Origin of the sequence: Halorubrum wangae, assembly GCF_051194135.1 — an archaeon.
Lineage (GTDB): Archaea > Halobacteriota > Halobacteria > Halobacteriales > Haloferacaceae > Halorubrum.
Genome location: NZ_JBLZNH010000003.1, coordinates 102,327 through 120,218, shown reverse-complemented (window position 1 = coordinate 120,218; position 17,892 = coordinate 102,327). Strand labels below are relative to the sequence as shown.

The following is a 17,892-nucleotide window of genomic DNA, read 5'->3' as shown; positions in this document are numbered from 1 at the left end:
CCCGCCCGGAGCCGCGGTATGCGCGCTGTTATTTTCAACGGCCCCGGAGACGTCGGCGTCGAGGAGCGACCTCGCCCCGAAATCGAGGCTCCCACGGACGCAATCGTCAGGGTGACGCACACCGCCATCTGCGGCTCCGACCTCTGGTTTTACCGCGGCGACAGCGACCGCGACCCCGGATCGCCGGTCGGCCACGAACCGATGGGGATCGTCGAGGAGACGGGCGAGGCCGTCACCTCGGTCGCGCCGGGCGACCGCGTGCTCGCTCCCTTCGCCATCTCCTGCGGCGAGTGCGAGTTCTGCCGGAAGGGACTCCACACCTCCTGCGAGAACGGCGACTCGTGGGGCGGCGACAACGGCGGTGCTCAGGGGGAGTACGTCCGGTCGACCCACGCCGACGGCACGCTCGTGCGCGTCCCAGACCGGTACGCCGACGACGAGGACGCCCTCCGCTCGCTGCTCCCGCTGACCGACGTGATGGGCACGGGCCACCACGCGGCCGTCAGCGCGGACGTCGAGGCGGGGTCGACGGTCGCCGTGATCGGCGACGGCGCAGTCGGGCTCTGCGGCGTGCTCGCAGCCCGTCGGCTCGGCGCCGAGCGGATCATCGCGGTGGGACACCACGAGGACCGCCTCGAACTCGCCGCGGAGTTCGGCGCCACCGAGACGGTCTCGGCGCGCGGTGACGCCGCCGTCGAGCGCATTCGGGAACTCACCTACGGTGGGCCGAACCACGTGATGGAGTGTGTCGGCGCTGCGAGCGCGATGAACACCGCCATCGACGCGGTCCGGCCGGGCGGCACGATCGGCTACGTGGGCGTCCCCTACGGCGTCAGCGACGAGGGGCTCGACGTGTTCGGCATGTTCGGCGACAACGTCACGCTCTCGGGCGGCGTCGCCCCCGTCCGCGCGTACGCCGAGGAGCTGATGGCCGACGTGCTCCAAGGGACCCTCGACCCCGCGCCGGTGTTCACCGAGACGATCGGCCTCGACGACGTCGACGAGGGGTACCGCATGATGGACGAGCGGGAGGCGATCAAGGTGCTCGTGAAACTGTAACGCTTCCCACAGATCTCCTGTCTGCCGCCTCGTTGCAACTGTCCCGTTGTCGTGTGTGCTCATCGCCGACGCTCCGAGACCGTGACCGGTCCGAGGAGCCTGACGAACGACTTGCGGACGCCCTCGACGACGTGGCCGCAGACGATCCAGTGGACGACGCCGACCCCCCGACCGAGCACCGCGGCCCGGCCCACAACTCACACGATCGGGACGGATTCCACCTCAAATTTTGTCGATCTTTTGCCACAGATATCGGACTGAGACGTAAATGGATATCCCGTAGTAGAGGGTTTCAAACGTCGTTTCAGGCTCCGATTGAAGATCTTCAGCCGTCGCGTACGATCGTTCTGGCGGCCAAATACTACACCGATGTCGTTACTTGAATGAGATATCTCCGCAGTGGAGTGTTGCGATTATGAACACATTAACCGACGTTACAGGAAAGACGAAGCAACGAACGGTGGTCAATCAATGACGCGCGAGCGGTTCCACGCGATCTTCCTCGCCGCGATCATGCTGCTGTCCGTGGTCGCGATGGGGGCCGGGTTTGCGGGGAGTGCGGCAGCGCAGGAAGCCGGACAGGGTGATGTCGTCGTACTCGACGAGAATGGTGAGCGCATAGATGCCGCACCGTTCGACGAGGTTCAGACGGCAGTCGATAACAGTCAAGCCGGCTACACCGTTGTCGTCGGCGCCGGAACGTACGACGGAGACGTTTCTATCGAGGTTGAACGGGTTACCCTCAGATCTGCTGACGGAGCGTCTGCGACGATCAACGGAATTGTCACCCTCGCGGCGACCGGGGTAACTATCGACGGACTGATAGTTGACGCCGGGGCAGACAATGCGGCCCCGATTGACGTTCAATCCGGTGGCGCAACCGTGTCCAACAACACGGTTCTCGGCGGCGCTGCGTCCGGCGGGATTTCGACGTGGGGCGGCTCCGGACCGGTCATCGGCGACGTCTCTATTCGCGACAACACGGTCGAGGGCGGGTCCATCGGCCTGGTTGTCGACAGTCAGTCCACGAACATCGTCGTCCGAAATAACTCGATCAGCGACACTACTGCGGAAGGTGTCTGGCTGTCGGACTTCACCGAGAGTGCCGACATCTCCGGCGCTAACATCACCGTCGAAGCGAACGATATCGACAACGCGGCACTCGCAGACGTGAAGATCGAACAGTCGGCTCCAAACTCGCTGAACGGCGAGTCCGAACTCGGCACTCCCAGCGAGACTGCGGAAGCGTTCCTCTCGGGGAACAGCGCTGAGACAGTCACCCTGTGGGACGGCGAAACCTACGACGAGAACGGGAATACGGTCGTCCTCGAGGGAGAGTCCATACAGGACGCCGTCGAGGCGGCCGAGCCGGGTGACACGATCGCAGTGAAAAGCGGGAGCTACGACGAACAGATCACCATCGCGACCGACGATATTACGTTGGAACCCGTCGGCACAGACGCTCCCACGCTCACACGGGATAGTGGTACGGTGGTCAAAGTCGAGGCGAACGGCGTGGCTCTCTCCGGATTCGATATCGTCGGCGGCGAGACGTTCGATAACAGTGACTTGGGGGTCACGGTCCGAAACGATGCGTCCGTATCCCTGTCTGACCTCGACTTTGAGGGGCTCTACGGTGCCGTCCAGACGGGATCGGGTGCAGAGAACTCGCTCTCGGCAGCTGATGTCTCCGTCTCGAACACCGTGTTCGCCTTCGGGCACCAGTCCGAGACGGGCAGTGCGGTGGTCCGCGATAGCACCATCTCGGTCAATACTCAAGGGTTCGGGATTTATAAGGCGAATAACGTCCTCATCGAGAACAACACGATCACCGTCGACGCCGGCGAGATTGACGGTGAAGCGCCCGTATTCGACACTGAGCGCGGCATTGACTTCTCGGGCTCCAACGTTACGATCACCGAGAACGATATCGTGAGCACCGACACCGGAATTCTCTCAGAGTCGTACGGAATCCCCGTCGAGGACGTAAGGATAGCGGATAACGAAATCGACGCTCAGTCGGTCGCAGTGAGCGACGCTCCCGGCAACCTTGACCTCGGCTTCGTCCGTGCGACCAACGAGTTCGTACGCGCGGCGTATCTCCTCGATTCGGACGGTGTCCAGTCGGACGCCATCTACGGGTCGATCGACCGAGCAGTCGACGCCGCCGCGGACGGCGATTTGGTTACCGTCGGCCCCGGAATGTACGATGAAGACGTCAGCGTCGAAACGTCGAACATCTCCATCGTCGGCCAGGACGATGACACCGTCATCAACGGACTCGTCTATCTGAACGATGAGAACGTCACACTGGCCAACGTTAGTGTTGAACCGGACAAGTTTGTCCGTCCCAGTGGTGAGGAGGGCCTTCCGAACAACGAAAAACAGGCTATCCTGATTACTGCCTCCGACGTCAGTGTATACGACAGCACGGTCGACGTCTCGCTTGACGCGAACGGTGCCTTCGAAGAGGTCAACGCCATCCAGGTGTTCGGCGGCGATCCGCTCACGGGCGTTCAGATCGTCGGCAACGACATCACCGGCACCGCCAGCAACGACGAGGTTGCAGGTGTCGTCGGCGTGAGCGACCAGGCCGAAACCGAGGGGACGCTCGTGCTCAACAACTCGATCAGCGTCGACAGCGAGGGTTACTCCTTCGGTGTCGTCACTCGGGCCAGTGGCGGATCGAACGTCGCGGAGACGCCCGAAACGGTCGTCGAGTACAACGAGATCGACGCGACCGCGGATACCTACTCCGGCGTCGGATACGGGATCGAGAGCACCGATGAAGCGCAGGTCGATGCCGACGCACAGATCGTGAAAGACAACACGTTCGGCGATGTGGACGCGATCCAGCACAAAGCCGACAGCGGAACCCTCGACGTTACGATGAACGAATGGGACGACCTCGAGAATGTCTCGTTCAAGACCGACGGGTTTGGGAGTTCCGTTCAGAACGGCGGCGAAATCGACTACGACCCGTTCCTGACCTCGTCGCCGAACGCGAGCGACTTCACCCGACCGGGCGAGCGCACCGACTTCGGCCACGACCTCGTCGTGCCCGCGGACGGTGAGCCGCACTCGGTCGCCTTCCCGGCGCCCGTCGAAGGCAACGTTAGCGAGGTCTTCGGTGAGTTTGACGGCACCGTCTACGCGTACGACGGCGACGAGTGGGAGAGCGGTGAGAAGATCGCCGACGAGGACGTCGGCGCGCTCGACGCGTTCGTGGTCACCGTCGACGAGGACGATGCCGACCTCCGGATCGACTTCGAGTACGCCGAGACGGACTCTCCGGTCCCGTCGATGACGACCGCCAACCTTGAGGCCGGATGGAACTTCGTCGGTGCGCCGACCGGCAACGCCGACTCGGAGGAGGCGTTCGCGGGATCGACCGCCGAGGTCACGACTGTGATCGACGTTTTCGCCGGACAGCGAACCATCTCGACACCGTACGGACTCGACGCCTACAGTGGGGTCTCGAACCCCGGCGAGGTCAGCCCGTTCAAGGGCTACTGGGTGTTCGTCACCGATGACGGCGAACTCGGCGCGACCGTCCCGGTCGATCCGACCCAAGAGACCGAGGAGGGCGCCCTGACGGGGAACTGAACCGATGAACATCAAACGCGCGCTCGGGCTGGTCGCGCTCGTGGTCGCCCTTGTGGGGCTCATCGCCAGCGGTGCGGTTGTGGGCGGCGTCGCGGGCCAGGACCAGGAGGACGGGCCGCCGTCCACGCCTGCGGCGTACTACGGACAGGTGACGGTGGCCGAGGGTGACCTAGACGGTCCGGTCACCGTCGAGGCGGTCGTCGACGGCGAGGTGCGCGATAGCATCGAAAGCGACGCCGACGGCTCGTTCGGCGGCTCCGGCGCGTTCGACGAGAAACTCACCGTCGACGGGCCGGCCGATGAGGTGACGTTCCGCGTCGCCGGGACGGTGGCGGGCACGGCGACGTGGGAGTCGGGCGCGAACGAAGCGGTTGCTCTCGAACTCGACGAGGCGCCCGACTCGGACGACGGAGGCGCTCCGAGCGACGGTGACGATTCGGACGCCGATCCGGGCGACGGCGCCGATTCCGGATCCACTGGTGGCGGCGGTGCCCCCGGTGGAGAAGATAGCGGTGGCGCACCTGACGCCCCCAGTGGCGACGGCGACACCGACTCGCCGGGCGACGCGCCGACCGACGGGCCGTCAGTCGAGGACGTGGCTCGAGTGCCACCGGGCGCGACAGCAGTCGCGAGCGAGGCGGCGACCGTACAGGCGAGCCCCGACGGTGCGTCAAGTAGCGTCGTGTTCGCCGGCGAGACGGGGGTCGAAGGAATCGAGTTCGGCGGCGCCGTCGAAGGCGACGTCGGAGTCGTCGAACTCGCGTCGGCACCCGAATCGACCGGACAGCCGCCGGGCGCCGGCGTCTCCGTGGTCGAGATCACGGTCCCGGAAGAAGCGCGGAACACGCCGGCTACGATTCGGACTCGAATCAGCGCCGACCAACTCACCGGGGCCGGCACCGACGTCGATGACCTCCGGCTCTCACGCCACTCGGACGGCGAGTGGCAGGCCTTGGAGACGACGGTCGTCGACCGCGACGGCGGCGACATCGTACTGGCGGCCGAGACGCCGGGCTTCTCCGTGTTCGCGGTGTCGGCCGTGAGCCGACCGGAGGCGGCGATCGCTGTCGAGTCGAGCGATATCGCGCCCGGCGAGACCGTCTCGCTCTCCGGCGAGAGTTCCTCTGACGAGCACGGCGACATCGTCGCATACGACTGGACGATAGACGGTGAGGCGACCACCGGGAGCGTCACGGAGACGACGTTCGCGGAGCCGGGCGAGTACGACGTCGAACTCACGGTCACCAACGACGCCGGCGAGACCGACTCGACGACGACGACGGTCGCGGTCGAGTCGACCGGGACGGACGAAGCTGCCCCGGTCGAAGAGCCCGGCCTGTTCTCGCTGACGACGCTCGGTGCGGTGGTCGGAGCGCTTCTGTTCGCGCTGCTCATCGTGGCCGCGGTCCGACGTTTGGATCGCTGACGCTGTGCGCTCACGGCACGCCTATCGCGCGGGCGTAGCCCGCACCGTGTATTCCGCTTGTACTTGATTTCGATTCGATGAAAATACCCCCGCGTAAGGTAGCTTTATTTTCATGGATGAACGTGATGGTCTCGTGATAATGACGGACGTTACCCTTCGGCGGACACAGCTCGCGACGCCCGCAAGCGACGAGAAGATGATGCACTCGGCGGCCGACAGCGACGCCGACGAGGTGTTCCTCGACCTCGAAGACTCCGTCGCGCCGAACGCGAAGCCGGACGCGCGGGAACCGCTCATCGAGGCTGCCCGCGAGGAGGACTGGAGCGACAAGGTTCTCAGCTTCCGGATGAACGGCATCGACACCAAGTGGTGGTACGAGGACCTGATCACGGTCGTCGGCGAGGCGGGCGAGCACATCGACGACGTCATCGTTCCGAAGGTCAAGTCCGCGAGCGACGTCCACACCGTGGAGAACCTGCTCGAACAGGTCGAGGTGAACAACGGACTGGAGGTCGGCGCCATCGGCCTGGAACCGCAGATCGAGGACGGCGAGGGGATCCACAACGTCCACGACATCGCGCACGCCTCCGATCGGCTCTCCTCGATCATCTTCGGCCCGGGCGACTACTCCGCGGCGATGGGCACGCCCGGCCTCGACATCGGTCAGTTCCCCGAGTACCCAGGTCACTACTGGCACCACGCCCTGTCGGAGTGTAACTCCGCGGCCAAGTCGGCCGGCCTCCCGTGTCTCGACGGCCCGTACGCCGACATCGAGGACGCCGACGGCTTCCGCGAGTCCGCCGAGAACGCCAACATGATCGGCTGTGACGGCAAGTGGGCGATTCACCCGTCGCAGATCGAGATCGGCAACGAGGTGTTCGCGCCGGACCCGGAGACCGCCGAGCGCGCCAAGCGAATCGTCGACGCCTACGCCGAGGCGATGGAGGAGGGCAAGGGCGCCGTGAGCGTCGACGGGCAGATGGTCGACGAGGCGACAAACAAGATGGCGCAAGACATCGTCGAGACCGCCGAGGCCGCCGGAATTCTCTGAACTGACGCTCTCCTTCTCGGCGTGACTCCGCGCCGACGGACCGCGCGATGCGAGAGGGTTGAAGGCGTCGCGCGCGTCAGACGGAGACCGTCTCAAACGTCACGCGATGACTATCGATTATCGGAAGCCACAGTTATATGGCTAAAACCGCTCGTAATGAGTGGTACAAAGGGGAGAAGCTGTGCCTCTGATTATGGGCGCTCCTCCCCTGTGTGCCGATTAACTCGGCGACTCTGCTTTGCGATGAGATGACTTGTCGTTTTTGCCTCGGTGACGCCCGCGTCTCGCATTCGCGGCCGATCACAAGGGCTCGATGAGTTCGACCGTGTGTCCGTCGGGATCTTTTATAAATGCGGTCCGCGCGCCGGCCGCCGGCTGGTCGCTCGGCGCCGTCACCACGCCGTGATGATCGATCGCTTCGAACGCGGCGTCAACATCGTCGACGCCGACGGCGACGTGGTCGTAGCGGTCACCATCCGCGCTCGGCGCCTCGCCGTCGGTGTCGGACAGCTGGAACTCGACGCCCGCGTCGTCGGCGACGTACACGTTGCGCGTGTCGCCGTCGGGGGTCGTGAACTCCCAGGACCGCTCGAAGTCGAGCTGTTCGACGTACCAGTCGGCGGTGCGGTCGGCGTCCGCCACGTTGAGACACGTGTGGAGAATCTCCATGGGCGGCCGTGACCCGGCGGGATAATAAATCCCGGCCAGCGGACGACGCCCGGCTGTCGAACATTCGTCATGAACAAAGGTTTTATTCTCCTTTCGACTCCGAGTTGTACCATGGCAACTGAGCACGCGTGGGGAGCTGACACACCCGACCTAGACACGTCGGCGGCCGCGCTCGGTCACGACCGACCGGACGTGCCGGCCTATCGAGCGCTCGCGGGGGACCTCCGCGAGCGCGTCGCCGGCGAGGTCCAGTTCGACGAGTACGCACAGGTGCTGTACGCGACCGACGGCAGCATCTATCAGGCCCGCCCCGCCGGCGTCGTGACGCCGCGCTCGGTCGACGACGTGCAGGCGACGATGCGGGTCGCGGCCGACCACGAGGTTCCTGTCATCCCGCGCGGCGCCGGCTCCTCGCTCGGCGGCCAGACCGTCGGGCCGGGCTGTGTCGTGCTCGACTTCTCGAAGTACATGGATGAGATCCGCGAGATCCGCCCCGATGACCGTCGGGCGGTGGTCCAGCCCGGCGTCGTACAAGATCACCTCGACGACCGGCTGGCCGAGGACGGGCTGAAGTTCGCGCCCGACCCGGCCTCGTCGGCTCGCGCGACCGTCGTGGGGGGCATCGGCAACAACTCCACGGGCGCGCACTCGGTGCGGTACGGGATTACCGACGCGTACACGGAGGAGCTGCAGGTGGTGCTCGCGGACGGCTCGCTTCTCCACACCCGGGAGGTCGTCCTCGACTCGCCGGAGTACGAGGAGATCATGGCGAAAGACGACCGGGAGGCCGCGCTGTACGAGACGGTCCGGGAGCTCGTCGATGACAATCGGGCGGAGATCGACGAGAAGTACCCGAGCCTCAAACGCTCGGTCTCCGGCTACAACCTCCACAAAGTCATCTACGAGAACGACGAGGGAGAGGAGGTGATCAACCTCTCGAAGCTGTTCGTCGGCGCCGAGGGGACGCTCGGCACGATCGTCGAAGCCGAGGTGTCGCTCGTCACCCGCCCCGAGGAGACGGCGCTCGCGCTGTACACGTTCGACTCGCTGGTCGACGCGATGAAGGCGGTGCCCGAGGCGTTGGAGTTCCCGGTGAGCGCGGTCGAGCTGATGGACGACGAGGTGTTCTCGCTCGCGGCCGGATCACAGGAGTTCGCCCAGTACGCCGAGCCGATCCCGGACCGAGCGGCCGCCGCGCTCATGCTGGAGTGGGACTCGGAGCTCGTCGACGACTTCGAGGCGGCGATCGCCGACACGAACGCCCACTTCGTCGACGAGGGCGACGCGTTCGACGTGTTGGAGGCGTACACGCCCGAGGACCAGGCCGACATCTGGAAGCTCCGGAAGGCGGCCATCCCGCTCCTGATGGGCATGCGGGGCGACCCGAAGCCGTACCCGTTCATCGAGGACGCGACGGTGCCGCCCGAGGAGCTGGCGGAGTACGTCGGGCAGTTCGAGGAGGTGCTGGAGGCGCACGGCACCTCGGCGGCGTACTTCGCGCACGCCGGCTCCGGGACCCTCCACATCCGTCCCATCCTCTCGCTGAAAGAGGAGGAGGGCGTGGAGAAGATGCACTCCATCTCCGAGGACGTCACCGACCTCGTGCTGGAGCATCACGGCTCCTTCTCGGGCGAGCACGGCGACGGCCTCGCGCGCACCGAGTTCAACCCGAAGATGTACGGCGAGGCCCTCTGGAGCGCCTTTCAGGAGCTCAAGTCGACGTTCGACCCCGACTGGCGGATGAACCCCGGCAAAGTGGTGTACGTCGACGGCGAGACCGCCGCCGAGCGGGGGTACCCCGACACCGCCGCCGACACGGACATGCGCGACAACCTCCGCTACGGCCCCACCTACCAGTCGATCGAGCCGCAGACGACCCTCGACTTCGACGACGAGGGCGGCTTCTCGCACCTCGTCGAACTCTGTAACGGCTGCGGCACCTGCCGCGAGACCGACTCGGGGGTGATGTGTCCGACCTACCGCGCCTCCGAGGAGGAGATCCAGACGACTCGCGGCCGGGCGAACATGCTCCGCGCTGCCATCAGCGGGGAGCTGGACGAGGACGAGATCCACTCCGACCGGTTCCAAGAGGAGGTGCTCGGCCTCTGCGTCGGGTGTAAAGGGTGTCAGAGCGACTGCCCGACCGGCGTGGACCTCGCGAAGCTGAAGGCCGAGGTCAAACACGAGCACCACGAGGAGGACGGATCGAGCCTCCGCGAGCGGCTCTTCCGCGACATCGACCGCTTCTCGGCGATCGGGAGCGCGCTCGCGCCGGTGTCGAACGCGGCGGCGAAGCTCCCCGGCGCCCGAACCGTGATGGACGCGATCGCCGGGATCGCCCCGGACCGCGAGCTGCCGACCTTCCGCGCCGAGAGCTTCGAGGAGTGGTTCGCGTCGCGCGGCGGGTCGACGGTCGCCCCCGGCGAGGCCGCCGACACGGTGGCGCTGTTCCCCGACACGTACACCAACTACAGCTACCCGGCCGCGGGAAAGGCCGCCGTCGCGGTGCTGGAGTCGGCCGGCGTCCGCGTGGAGGTGCCGGACGACCTCGCGCCGTCGGGCCGCGCGGCGTTCTCGACCGGCTTCCTCGACGCCGCCCGCGAGCGCGCCGAGACCAACGTGGCGGCGCTCGCGCCCCGCGTCCGCGAGGGACAGTCGGTCGTCTTCATCGAGCCCTCGGACGCGGTGATGTTCCAGGACGAGTACCTCGACCTGCTCGACGGCCCCGACGTCGAGGCCGTCTCCGCCGCCGCCTTCGGCGTCCTGGAGTACCTCGACGCCGGCCGCGTCGACGAGCGCTTGGCGTTCGACGCGCCCTCGGAGTCGCTCACGTACCACGGTCACTGCAACCAGAAGGCGACGAACAAGGACCACCACGCGGTCGGCGTGCTCCGGCGCGCCGGTTACGAGGTGGACCCGCTCGACTCCTCCTGTTGCGGGATGGCGGGCTCTTTCGGCTACGAGTCGGAGCATTACGACCTCTCGAAAGCGATCGGTCGGATCCTCTTCGATCAGGTCGACGAGAGCGACGGCGAGACGGTGACGGCGCCCGGCGCGTCCTGCCGGTCGCAGCTCGGCGACCGCGACGGCGACGCCGAGAACCCGCCACACCCGATCGAGAAGGTCGCCGAGGCGGTGACGGGACCGGCGCCGGACGCCGTCGTTGAGGCGGGCGCCTCCGGAGCGACGAGCCCGTCGCCCGCCGACGACTGAGTCGCCGAGGTTGGGGAGGCGTGAGGCGCGGTACAGTGCCGTGCGGGGCTTTGGAGATGTTGGCTGTTGAGTCGGTGCTCGCTACTTATAAAAAAAGTCGCACCGCCGCACTGATCCCGCGCTCAGAACACGCCGGGGAACAGCACGTAGCTGAACAGCAGGCACAGCAGGCCGACGCCGGTCGAGTAGTACAGCAGCGGGATCATGTTCAGCCGCATCACCCGCCCCTCCTGTCCGAGGAGGCCGACCGTCGCCAGCGCGGCGACGAGGTTGTGGATCGCGACCAGGTTCCCGATGGCGCCGCCGACGGCCTGCGCGCCGACGATGATCGTCCGCGGGAGCCCGAGCTGCGTCGCGGCCTCGAACTGGAACGCGCCGAAGGTGATGTTCGAGACGGTGTTCGACCCGGCCATCGCGGCGCCGAGCGCGCCGATCAGCGCGGCCACGGCGGGGTACGCGACGCCGAGGATGTCGGCGGTCGTCTGCGCGAGCAGGACGATCATGCCCCCCACTTCGGGCGCGCCCGGATGCGAGCCGGACTGGAGCATCACCTGTACCATCGCGATGACGAAGACGAGCGCGATGAACGGCGAGACGATCTTCCGGGCGGCTTCCTTCCACGCGTCACTGACCTCCTCGCCGGACATACTGAATATCGGGATCGCGAGCACGGCGCTCACGAGCAGCCAGAAGCCCGGCACGTTCATCCACGCGACGGCGCCGCTGAGGTCGGTGCCGAGGATACCGCCCCAGTTGACGACGAAGACGTCGCGGTTGATGAAGTTCGAGATCGGTCCGACCGCGCGGGTGACGACCAGCAGGACCACGAGCAGGACGTACGGCGACCACGCCTTCAGCAGCGACATGTTCTCACCGCCGCTGAGGTCGGCCGCCTCCGCCTCGGGAGAGGCGCCCTCGTTCGATCCGTTGGACTGCCCCGGTTCGATATCGCCGACCCAGTGGTCCTCCCAGCGGTCGCGGTCGGGGAAATTCCATTCGTCGTCCGGCAGGAGGTACCCCGCGCGCAGGATGCTCAGGATGATCGCCCCGCCGACCATCGAGCCGATGAGCGACGGGAACTCGGCCGTCAGGAACCACGCGGAGATCCAGTACGGGACCGCGAAGGCGATCCCGGAGGCCAGACAGAGCGGCGCGACCTCCCAGGCCGGCGCCAGCGAGCGGTCGTCCGGGTCGCCGAAGAAGTAGACGACCATGCCGACCGCGAACAGTGGCATCACGAACCCGACCAAGGCGTGATACGTCGCCGCCCACGCCGCCACGTTGACGGAGAACTCCTGAACGGTCATCCCGCCCTCCTGGATCGCGGTGCGGGTGAACTCGACGCTCTCCATCGGGCTCTGGATCCCGACGACGATCGGCGTCCCCACCGCGCCGTACGTGACGGCGATGATGTGTCCGATGATCCCGGCGACGACCGCGGCGAGCGCCGGGAAGCCGAGTCCCAACAGGAGCGGGGCGACGACCGCGGCCGGCGTCCCGAAGCCGGCGGCGCCCTCGATGAACGTCGCCATGAAGAAGGCGATCAGCACGATCTGCACGCGCCTGTCGTCGCTGACGGTCGCGAACCCGCGGTTGATCCGGTCGAACGCCCCGGCCTCCATCAGGGTGTACAACAGCACGAGCGCCCCGAAGACGATCCAGAGAATCTCGATCGCGGTCATCACGCCCACGGCGGACGCCGCCGCGAGCCAGTTCACCGGCATGTTCCACGCGAAGTAGCCGACCCCGATCGCGGCGACCCACGCGACCGGCATGGCGCGGGTCGCCGGCCAGAGGAACCCGATCAGGAGGATCCCCGCGAGCAGAAGCGGGGTCGCGGCCACGGCGACGTCGATCCCGGTCGTCATGGGCTGCCTCCGCAGTCACTCTCGTTCACTCGATTCCGTCGACGACTCATGTCACAGGTTATCATCCACATGCGACGCGGAGTACATCACGTTCATTAATTATAAAAGGTCACTTTTTCGACCGGCCTCGTCCCGCGGGTCGTCCCCGTCCTGTGTCGCGAAAATTCCCCAGACCGATCCTTTTATCACTGATATTTTCCATATTAGGCCTTCAGGACGCTGACAACTCCCGCGGTCGCCCGTCCGACCGAGAAGTCGTGCCGCTCGCGTCACTACCTCGGATATGGACCGCAACGAACAAGCTCCCGCTGGGCGACCGCCGCGACCGGCTCCGACACGGTTGCCGAGAAGCGAGCGCGGCGCTCTCCGACGGCGCCCTCGCGGCCGCCTACGCCGACGCGGCCGCGGCCCGCCTCCCGAGCGAGTGAGTCGGGTGGCGGCGTCGAAACCGGCCGTCTCGCGATCCGTTCACTCCGTCCCGTCCGCCCGCGTCGAGAGCGCCGAGAGCGTGGCGGCGGCTCGCAGGTCGTCCACCGTGCAGTACCACGCCCCCCGCACTCCGTTCGCGTCGTTCTCGACCGGCGAGTCGAGCGGGACCAACTCGTCGAACTCGAAGACGACGACGACGTGCTCCTCCGAGAAGGGGTCGATCAGCGCCGCCCAGTCGGTCTCGTCCATCGGTCCGGGCTCGCCGCGGGTCTGCTCGGCCCGGTCGACGACGCGGGCGTAGTGGGTGATCGCCGACACCGGCGCGGTCCGGTAGAAGGCCATGTACTCGAAGTCGGCGCGGGTGCGGTCGTACGACCGCGGCGCGGGGTAAAACCCCTCGCGACAGCGCTCGAAGGTGTCCCGCCGGGTCGCGACGACGCAGACCCGCGCGTCGCCGGGCGCGTCGTCGTCGGGCGCGTCCGCGGCGAATCGGTCCGAGTCCATCGGCTGTCTTCCGATAGGCATCGGACGCGGGTATATCCGCGCTCGGCACGTATCGGAGATAATGCCACGCAGCGCGGCGAGCGGCCGTGAGGATCCCCGCGAGCGCGACGACGCCGGAGCGAGCGGCGACCCCTCGGGCCCCCCGGCGCTCGAAATCGAACGCGTCTCGAAGCGGTTCGGGAGCGGCGAGGAGTCGGTGCTCGCGGTCGACGACGTCAGCCTGACCGTCGAGCGCGGCTCGATCGTCGGGCTCCTCGGCCCGAACGGCGCCGGGAAGACGACCCTGATCAAGTGCGCGCTCGGCATCGTCCTCGCCGACGCCGGCACGGTTCGGGTGTTCGGGACCGACGTGGGCGACGGGCGCCGGGCGGCGTACGCCGACGTCGACGCGATGTTAGAGGGCGCTCGCAACGACTACTGGCGGCTCACCGTCCGCGAGAACCTGCGGTACTTCGCGACGATCGCCGGCGTCGACCCCGACTCGGTGCGGGCCCGGCACGACCGGCTGCTCGACCGCCTCGAACTGACCGACAAGGCCGACACACCGGTCCGAGAGCTCTCTCGGGGGATGAAACAGAAGGTGTCGCTGGCGAGCGTGCTCGCCGGGGGCGCCGACCTCGTCTTCCTCGACGAGCCGACGCTGGGGCTCGACGTGGAGAGCTCTCGGACCCTGCGCCGCGAACTCCGCCGACTCGCGCGCGAGGAGGGGCTCACCATCGTCCTCAGCAGCCACGACATGGGGGTCATCGAGGACGTCTGCGACCGTGTCGTGATGATGTCGAACGGGCGGATCGTCGCCGACGACACCGTCGCGGCGCTCCTCTCCGGGACCGAGCGCGACGTCGTCCGCGTCGTCAGCGCCGACATCGACGACGCGGTCGTCGCCACTCTCAGAGCGTCGTTCGACGTGCGGTCGGTCGAGGCCGGTCCCGACGCGAGCGACCCGACCAGCGTCGAGGTCGCCGCCGGGGGTGACGCCCTGTACGACCTGATGGACGCGCTCCGCGAGGCGGGCGTCACCGTGGAGAACATCGGCACGGTGCGTCCCGAGTTGGAAGACGTGTTCGTCGACCTCACCGGGATAGAGCCGGGCGGAGGCGGAGCGGTCAGGAACGGTGCGAGTGCGAACGGGGCGGTCGGGTCCGGAACGGCCGGGACCGGAACGGCCGGGACCGGAACGGCCGGGACCGATCGCCCCGAACCGGAACCGACGGGGCGGTCGTCGTGAGCCGGGACGCCGAGTCGGCGACCGCCGTTGAGGCCGCCGACCCCGACGAGGAGCCGCGTCCGGCCACCTACTTCCACCTCGCGCGGGCCGTCCTCTACCGCGAGTACCTGATCTTCGTCCGCTATCCCGCGAACGCGATCGGAGGGATCGTCGTCGCGCTGTTCTTCTTCGGCGTCCTCTTCTACGGCGGACGGCTGCTGGCCGGGCAAGCGCTGACGGACTCGCTTTCCGGGATCATCGTCGGCTACTTCCTGTGGACGCTGTCGGTCGGCGCGTACTCGTCGGTGTCGAGCGACATCGGCAGCGAGGTGCAGTGGGGGACCTTGGAGCGGCATATCACCACGCCGTTCGGCTTCGCGCCGGTGGCCCTCTTAAAAGGAGTCGCAAAGGTGATCCGGACGTTCCTCACGAGCGCGGTCGTCCTCGCGGTCATGCTGGTGCTCACCGGGACGCGGCTCAGCCTCGACCCGCTCACGGTGATCCCCGTCGCGGGGCTCGCGATCACCTCGGTGCTCGGACTCGGCTTCGCCGCCGGTGGCGTGACGGTGCTGTACAAGCGGATCGGTAACTGGCTCAACCTGCTGCAGTTCGGGTTCGTCGTGCTGATCTCGGCGCCCGCCCTCGACGCGCCGTGGACCCGCGTTCTCCCCCTGGCGCACGGGAGCGCGATGCTCCAGCGGGCGATGGTCGACGGCGTCCGGCTGTGGGAGTTCGGGCTCGCCGACCTCGCGCTCCTCCTCGCCGTCGCGGTCGGCTACCTCCTCGGCGGCTACGTCGTCTTCCACTACGCGACGCGGCGGGCGCGGCGCCTCGGCGTGTTGGGCGACTACTGAGTCGTCGATGCCCAACTGCTGAGGCTCGTCGCCTCCTCTCAGCGGTCATCCTCCGGCTCGCCCGCGAGCGCCTTCTCGCGGAGTTCCCGGCAGCGGTCGCCGGCGACTTCCAGCTCAGGCACCGGCGTCGGGGTCCCGTCGGCGTCGACGGAGACGAACACGAAGTACGACTCCGTCGTCAGCTCTCGCTCGCCGGTTCGGGGTGACTCGCGGAACGCGCGGATCCGGGTGCGGAGGCTCGTCCGGCCGACGGCGTACACGTACGACTCGACGATGCAGGTGTCGCCCTGTGGCACCGGTCGCTTGAAGTCAAGTCCGTTTATCTTGGCCGTGACGCACGTCTCGCCCGCGGCGCGCATCGCCGACATCGCCCCAATCTCGTCCATCCACTTGACGACGTTGCCCCCGTGGGCCGACTCGTAGTTGTTCGTGTGTGTCGGCTGGACCCGCTGGCGGTTCTCGATGTAGGTGTCGCTGACGGTCGGCATGACGGACCCAGGCCCCTGAGGGGCATAGGGGCGTCGCCCGGCCCGGTCGGAGCGAACGGACTTATGTCGCCCCCGACCGGATCGGATCGCATGACTGAGAACGGGGACGCGCTCGACGCCGACCTCCGCGTGCCGTCGTGCGAGCGCTGTCCGGCGCTCGTCGAGTCGCGAAGCCAGATCGTGGACGGCGTCGGCCCCACGGACGCCGACCTCCTGTTCGTCGGCGAGGGGCCGGGCGCGAACGAAGACGAACAGGGGGAACCGTTCGTCGGGCGGTCGGGTGACGTGCTCGACGAGGCGCTGCGCGACGCCGGCCTCGCGCGGGCGGACGTCCGGATCACCAACTGCGTGCGCTGTCGACCGCCGGACAACCGCGACCCCACGACCGAGGAGCTGGCGAACTGCCGCGGTCATCTCGAAAACGAAATCGACCGACTCGACCCCGAACTGATCGTGACGCTGGGGAAGGTGCCGAGCGAGCACCTGCTCGGCCGGTCGGTGGCCATCACCTCGGAGTCGGGCGACGTCGTCGACGCCCGGATCGCCGGCGGATCGCGTCGCGTGCTGCTCTCCGTCCACCCGGCGGCGACGCTGTACGACCGGAGCCAGCGCGACGGCTTCTTCGCGACGATCGCTCGGGCGAGCGAACTGAGCGGCGTCGGCGGGGTGACCGACGGGAACGGCCAGTCGCGGCTCGGCGACTACTGAGCACCTGGGCGACCGAGAGCGACGGTCGGGGGGAGTCGGCTACCGATCCGACCGCCGGGTCGCTGGTCGCGCGTCGCGGCCGGGTCGGTGACCGGCGTCCGACCGTCACAAGGGAAACCGCTTTTTCGGTCCCCCTCGCAGGGGACGTATGAGCACTTTCGAGCCGCCCGCGGAGACGCTGGCGGACGTCGTTCTGGTCGACTACGGGCTCGGGAATCTCCGGTCGGCGACCCGCGGACTGGAGCGCGCGGGCGCCTCGGTGGAGATCACCGACGATCCCGAGGCGTTCGCGGCCGCCGACGGCGTCGTCCTCCCCGGCGTCGGCGCGTTCCGCGAGGGGATGGATAACGCCGGTCCGCTGCGCGAGGCGCTGACAGACCACGCCGAGTCGGGCCGCCCCCTGTTCGGCATCTGTCTCGGCATGCAGATGCTCCTCACGTCCAGCGAGGAGGCCGACCACGAGGGCGAGGGCGAGGTGACGGGTCTCGACCTGATTCCCGGCACCAACGTCCGGTTCGACGTCGACCGCAAGGTCCCGCACATGGGGTGGAACGACCTACACGTCGAGCGCGACCACCCGCTGGTCGAGGGGGTCGACGGCGAGTACGCCTACTTTGTCCACTCGTACTACGCCGCGCCCGACGAGCCGAACGCCGTCGTCGCGACGGCCGACTACGGCGTCGACTTCCCGGCGGTCGTCGCCAACGAGGCGGGCAACGTGTTCGGCACGCAGTTCCACCCCGAGAAGAGCGGGGAGACGGGGCTCCGGATCCTCCGAAACTTCGTCGAATACTGCGCGGAGCAGTAGCG

At 67.5% G+C, this 17,892-nt stretch carries 15 protein-coding genes; 10 read left to right on the top strand and 5 right to left on the bottom strand.

Going from position 1 to position 17,892, the window contains the following annotated elements; all coding sequences use genetic code 11:
* The first annotated feature begins 18 nt into the window (after positions 1-18).
* Positions 19-1,059: a zinc-dependent alcohol dehydrogenase family protein gene (locus tag ACNS84_RS10620; protein ID WP_435074842.1), complete on the top strand. Its 1,041-nt coding sequence runs from the start codon at positions 19-21 to the stop codon at positions 1,057-1,059.
* A 59-nt stretch (positions 1,060-1,118) separates the two neighbouring features.
* Here ACNS84_RS10620 and ACNS84_RS10615 read toward each other — a convergent pair whose 3' ends face one another.
* Complete coding sequence (locus ACNS84_RS10615) at positions 1,119-1,253, bottom strand: hypothetical protein (RefSeq protein ID WP_435074841.1); 135 nt, start codon at positions 1,251-1,253, stop codon at positions 1,119-1,121.
* 277 nt (positions 1,254-1,530) lie between these two features.
* Here ACNS84_RS10615 and ACNS84_RS10610 point away from each other — a divergent pair, with 277 nt between their 5' ends.
* From ACNS84_RS10610 to ACNS84_RS10600, 3 genes are all read left to right on the top strand, one after another.
* Positions 1,531-4,665, top strand: coding sequence for a right-handed parallel beta-helix repeat-containing protein (locus ACNS84_RS10610; protein WP_435074840.1), 3,135 nt, complete (start codon positions 1,531-1,533; stop codon positions 4,663-4,665).
* A 4-nt stretch (positions 4,666-4,669) separates the two neighbouring features.
* A complete protein-coding gene (locus tag ACNS84_RS10605; RefSeq protein WP_435074839.1) occupies positions 4,670-6,091 on the top strand; it encodes a PKD domain-containing protein in 1,422 nt (473 codons plus the stop codon).
* A gap of 139 nt (positions 6,092-6,230) precedes the next feature.
* Positions 6,231-7,142 carry an HpcH/HpaI aldolase/citrate lyase family protein gene (locus tag ACNS84_RS10600; RefSeq protein ID WP_435074838.1) on the top strand — a complete coding sequence of 304 codons (912 nt, stop codon included), beginning with the start codon at positions 6,231-6,233 and terminating at the stop codon, positions 7,140-7,142.
* Positions 7,143-7,442: 300 nt separating this feature from the next.
* Here the strand turns inward: ACNS84_RS10600 and ACNS84_RS10595 are convergent, their stop codons facing one another.
* A complete protein-coding gene (locus tag ACNS84_RS10595; protein WP_435074837.1) occupies positions 7,443-7,811 on the bottom strand; it encodes a VOC family protein in 369 nt (122 codons plus the stop codon).
* A gap of 111 nt (positions 7,812-7,922) precedes the next feature.
* Between ACNS84_RS10595 and ACNS84_RS10590 the strand changes: the two genes are divergently transcribed.
* Positions 7,923-11,024 carry an FAD-binding and (Fe-S)-binding domain-containing protein gene (locus tag ACNS84_RS10590; protein WP_435074836.1) on the top strand — a complete coding sequence of 1,034 codons (3,102 nt, stop codon included), beginning with the start codon at positions 7,923-7,925 and terminating at the stop codon, positions 11,022-11,024.
* A 122-nt stretch (positions 11,025-11,146) separates the two neighbouring features.
* Here the strand turns inward: ACNS84_RS10590 and ACNS84_RS10585 are convergent, their stop codons facing one another.
* On the bottom strand, positions 11,147-12,892 hold the full coding sequence (locus ACNS84_RS10585; RefSeq protein ID WP_435074835.1) for an L-lactate permease: 1,746 nt from the start codon (positions 12,890-12,892) through the stop codon (positions 11,147-11,149).
* Positions 12,893-13,149: 257 nt separating this feature from the next.
* On the opposite strand from ACNS84_RS10585, the gene ACNS84_RS10580 reads away from it, so the two are divergent.
* Positions 13,150-13,320 carry a DUF8101 family protein gene (locus ACNS84_RS10580; protein WP_435074834.1) on the top strand — a complete coding sequence of 57 codons (171 nt, stop codon included), beginning with the start codon at positions 13,150-13,152 and terminating at the stop codon, positions 13,318-13,320.
* A gap of 40 nt (positions 13,321-13,360) precedes the next feature.
* Here ACNS84_RS10580 and ACNS84_RS10575 read toward each other — a convergent pair whose 3' ends face one another.
* Entirely contained in the window at positions 13,361-13,825 is a 465-nt protein-coding gene (locus ACNS84_RS10575) for a DUF8743 domain-containing protein (RefSeq protein WP_435074832.1), read from the bottom strand.
* Positions 13,826-13,886: 61 nt separating this feature from the next.
* Here ACNS84_RS10575 and ACNS84_RS10570 point away from each other — a divergent pair, with 61 nt between their 5' ends.
* Together ACNS84_RS10570 and ACNS84_RS10565 are read left to right on the top strand one after the other, a co-directional pair.
* A complete protein-coding gene (locus ACNS84_RS10570; protein ID WP_435074831.1) occupies positions 13,887-15,053 on the top strand; it encodes an ABC transporter ATP-binding protein in 1,167 nt (388 codons plus the stop codon).
* Entirely contained in the window at positions 15,050-15,886 is an 837-nt protein-coding gene (locus ACNS84_RS10565) for an ABC transporter permease (RefSeq protein WP_435074830.1), read from the top strand. Before ACNS84_RS10570 ends, ACNS84_RS10565 begins: the two co-directional genes overlap by 4 nt.
* Before the next feature lie 38 nt (positions 15,887-15,924).
* On the opposite strand, the gene ACNS84_RS10560 is transcribed toward ACNS84_RS10565, so the two are convergent.
* A complete protein-coding gene (locus ACNS84_RS10560; RefSeq protein ID WP_435074829.1) occupies positions 15,925-16,374 on the bottom strand; it encodes an acyl-CoA thioesterase in 450 nt (149 codons plus the stop codon).
* A 90-nt stretch (positions 16,375-16,464) separates the two neighbouring features.
* On the opposite strand from ACNS84_RS10560, the gene ACNS84_RS10555 reads away from it, so the two are divergent.
* Both ACNS84_RS10555 and hisH read left to right on the top strand, forming a co-directional pair.
* The gene (locus ACNS84_RS10555; RefSeq protein WP_435074828.1) at positions 16,465-17,082 is read left to right on the top strand and encodes a uracil-DNA glycosylase; all 618 of its coding nucleotides are present in this window, start codon (positions 16,465-16,467) and stop codon (positions 17,080-17,082) included.
* A gap of 148 nt (positions 17,083-17,230) precedes the next feature.
* Positions 17,231-17,890, top strand: a complete 660-nt coding sequence (gene hisH, locus ACNS84_RS10550) for an imidazole glycerol phosphate synthase subunit HisH (RefSeq protein WP_435074827.1) — start codon at positions 17,231-17,233, stop codon at positions 17,888-17,890.
* Positions 17,891-17,892: the final 2 nt, after the last annotated feature.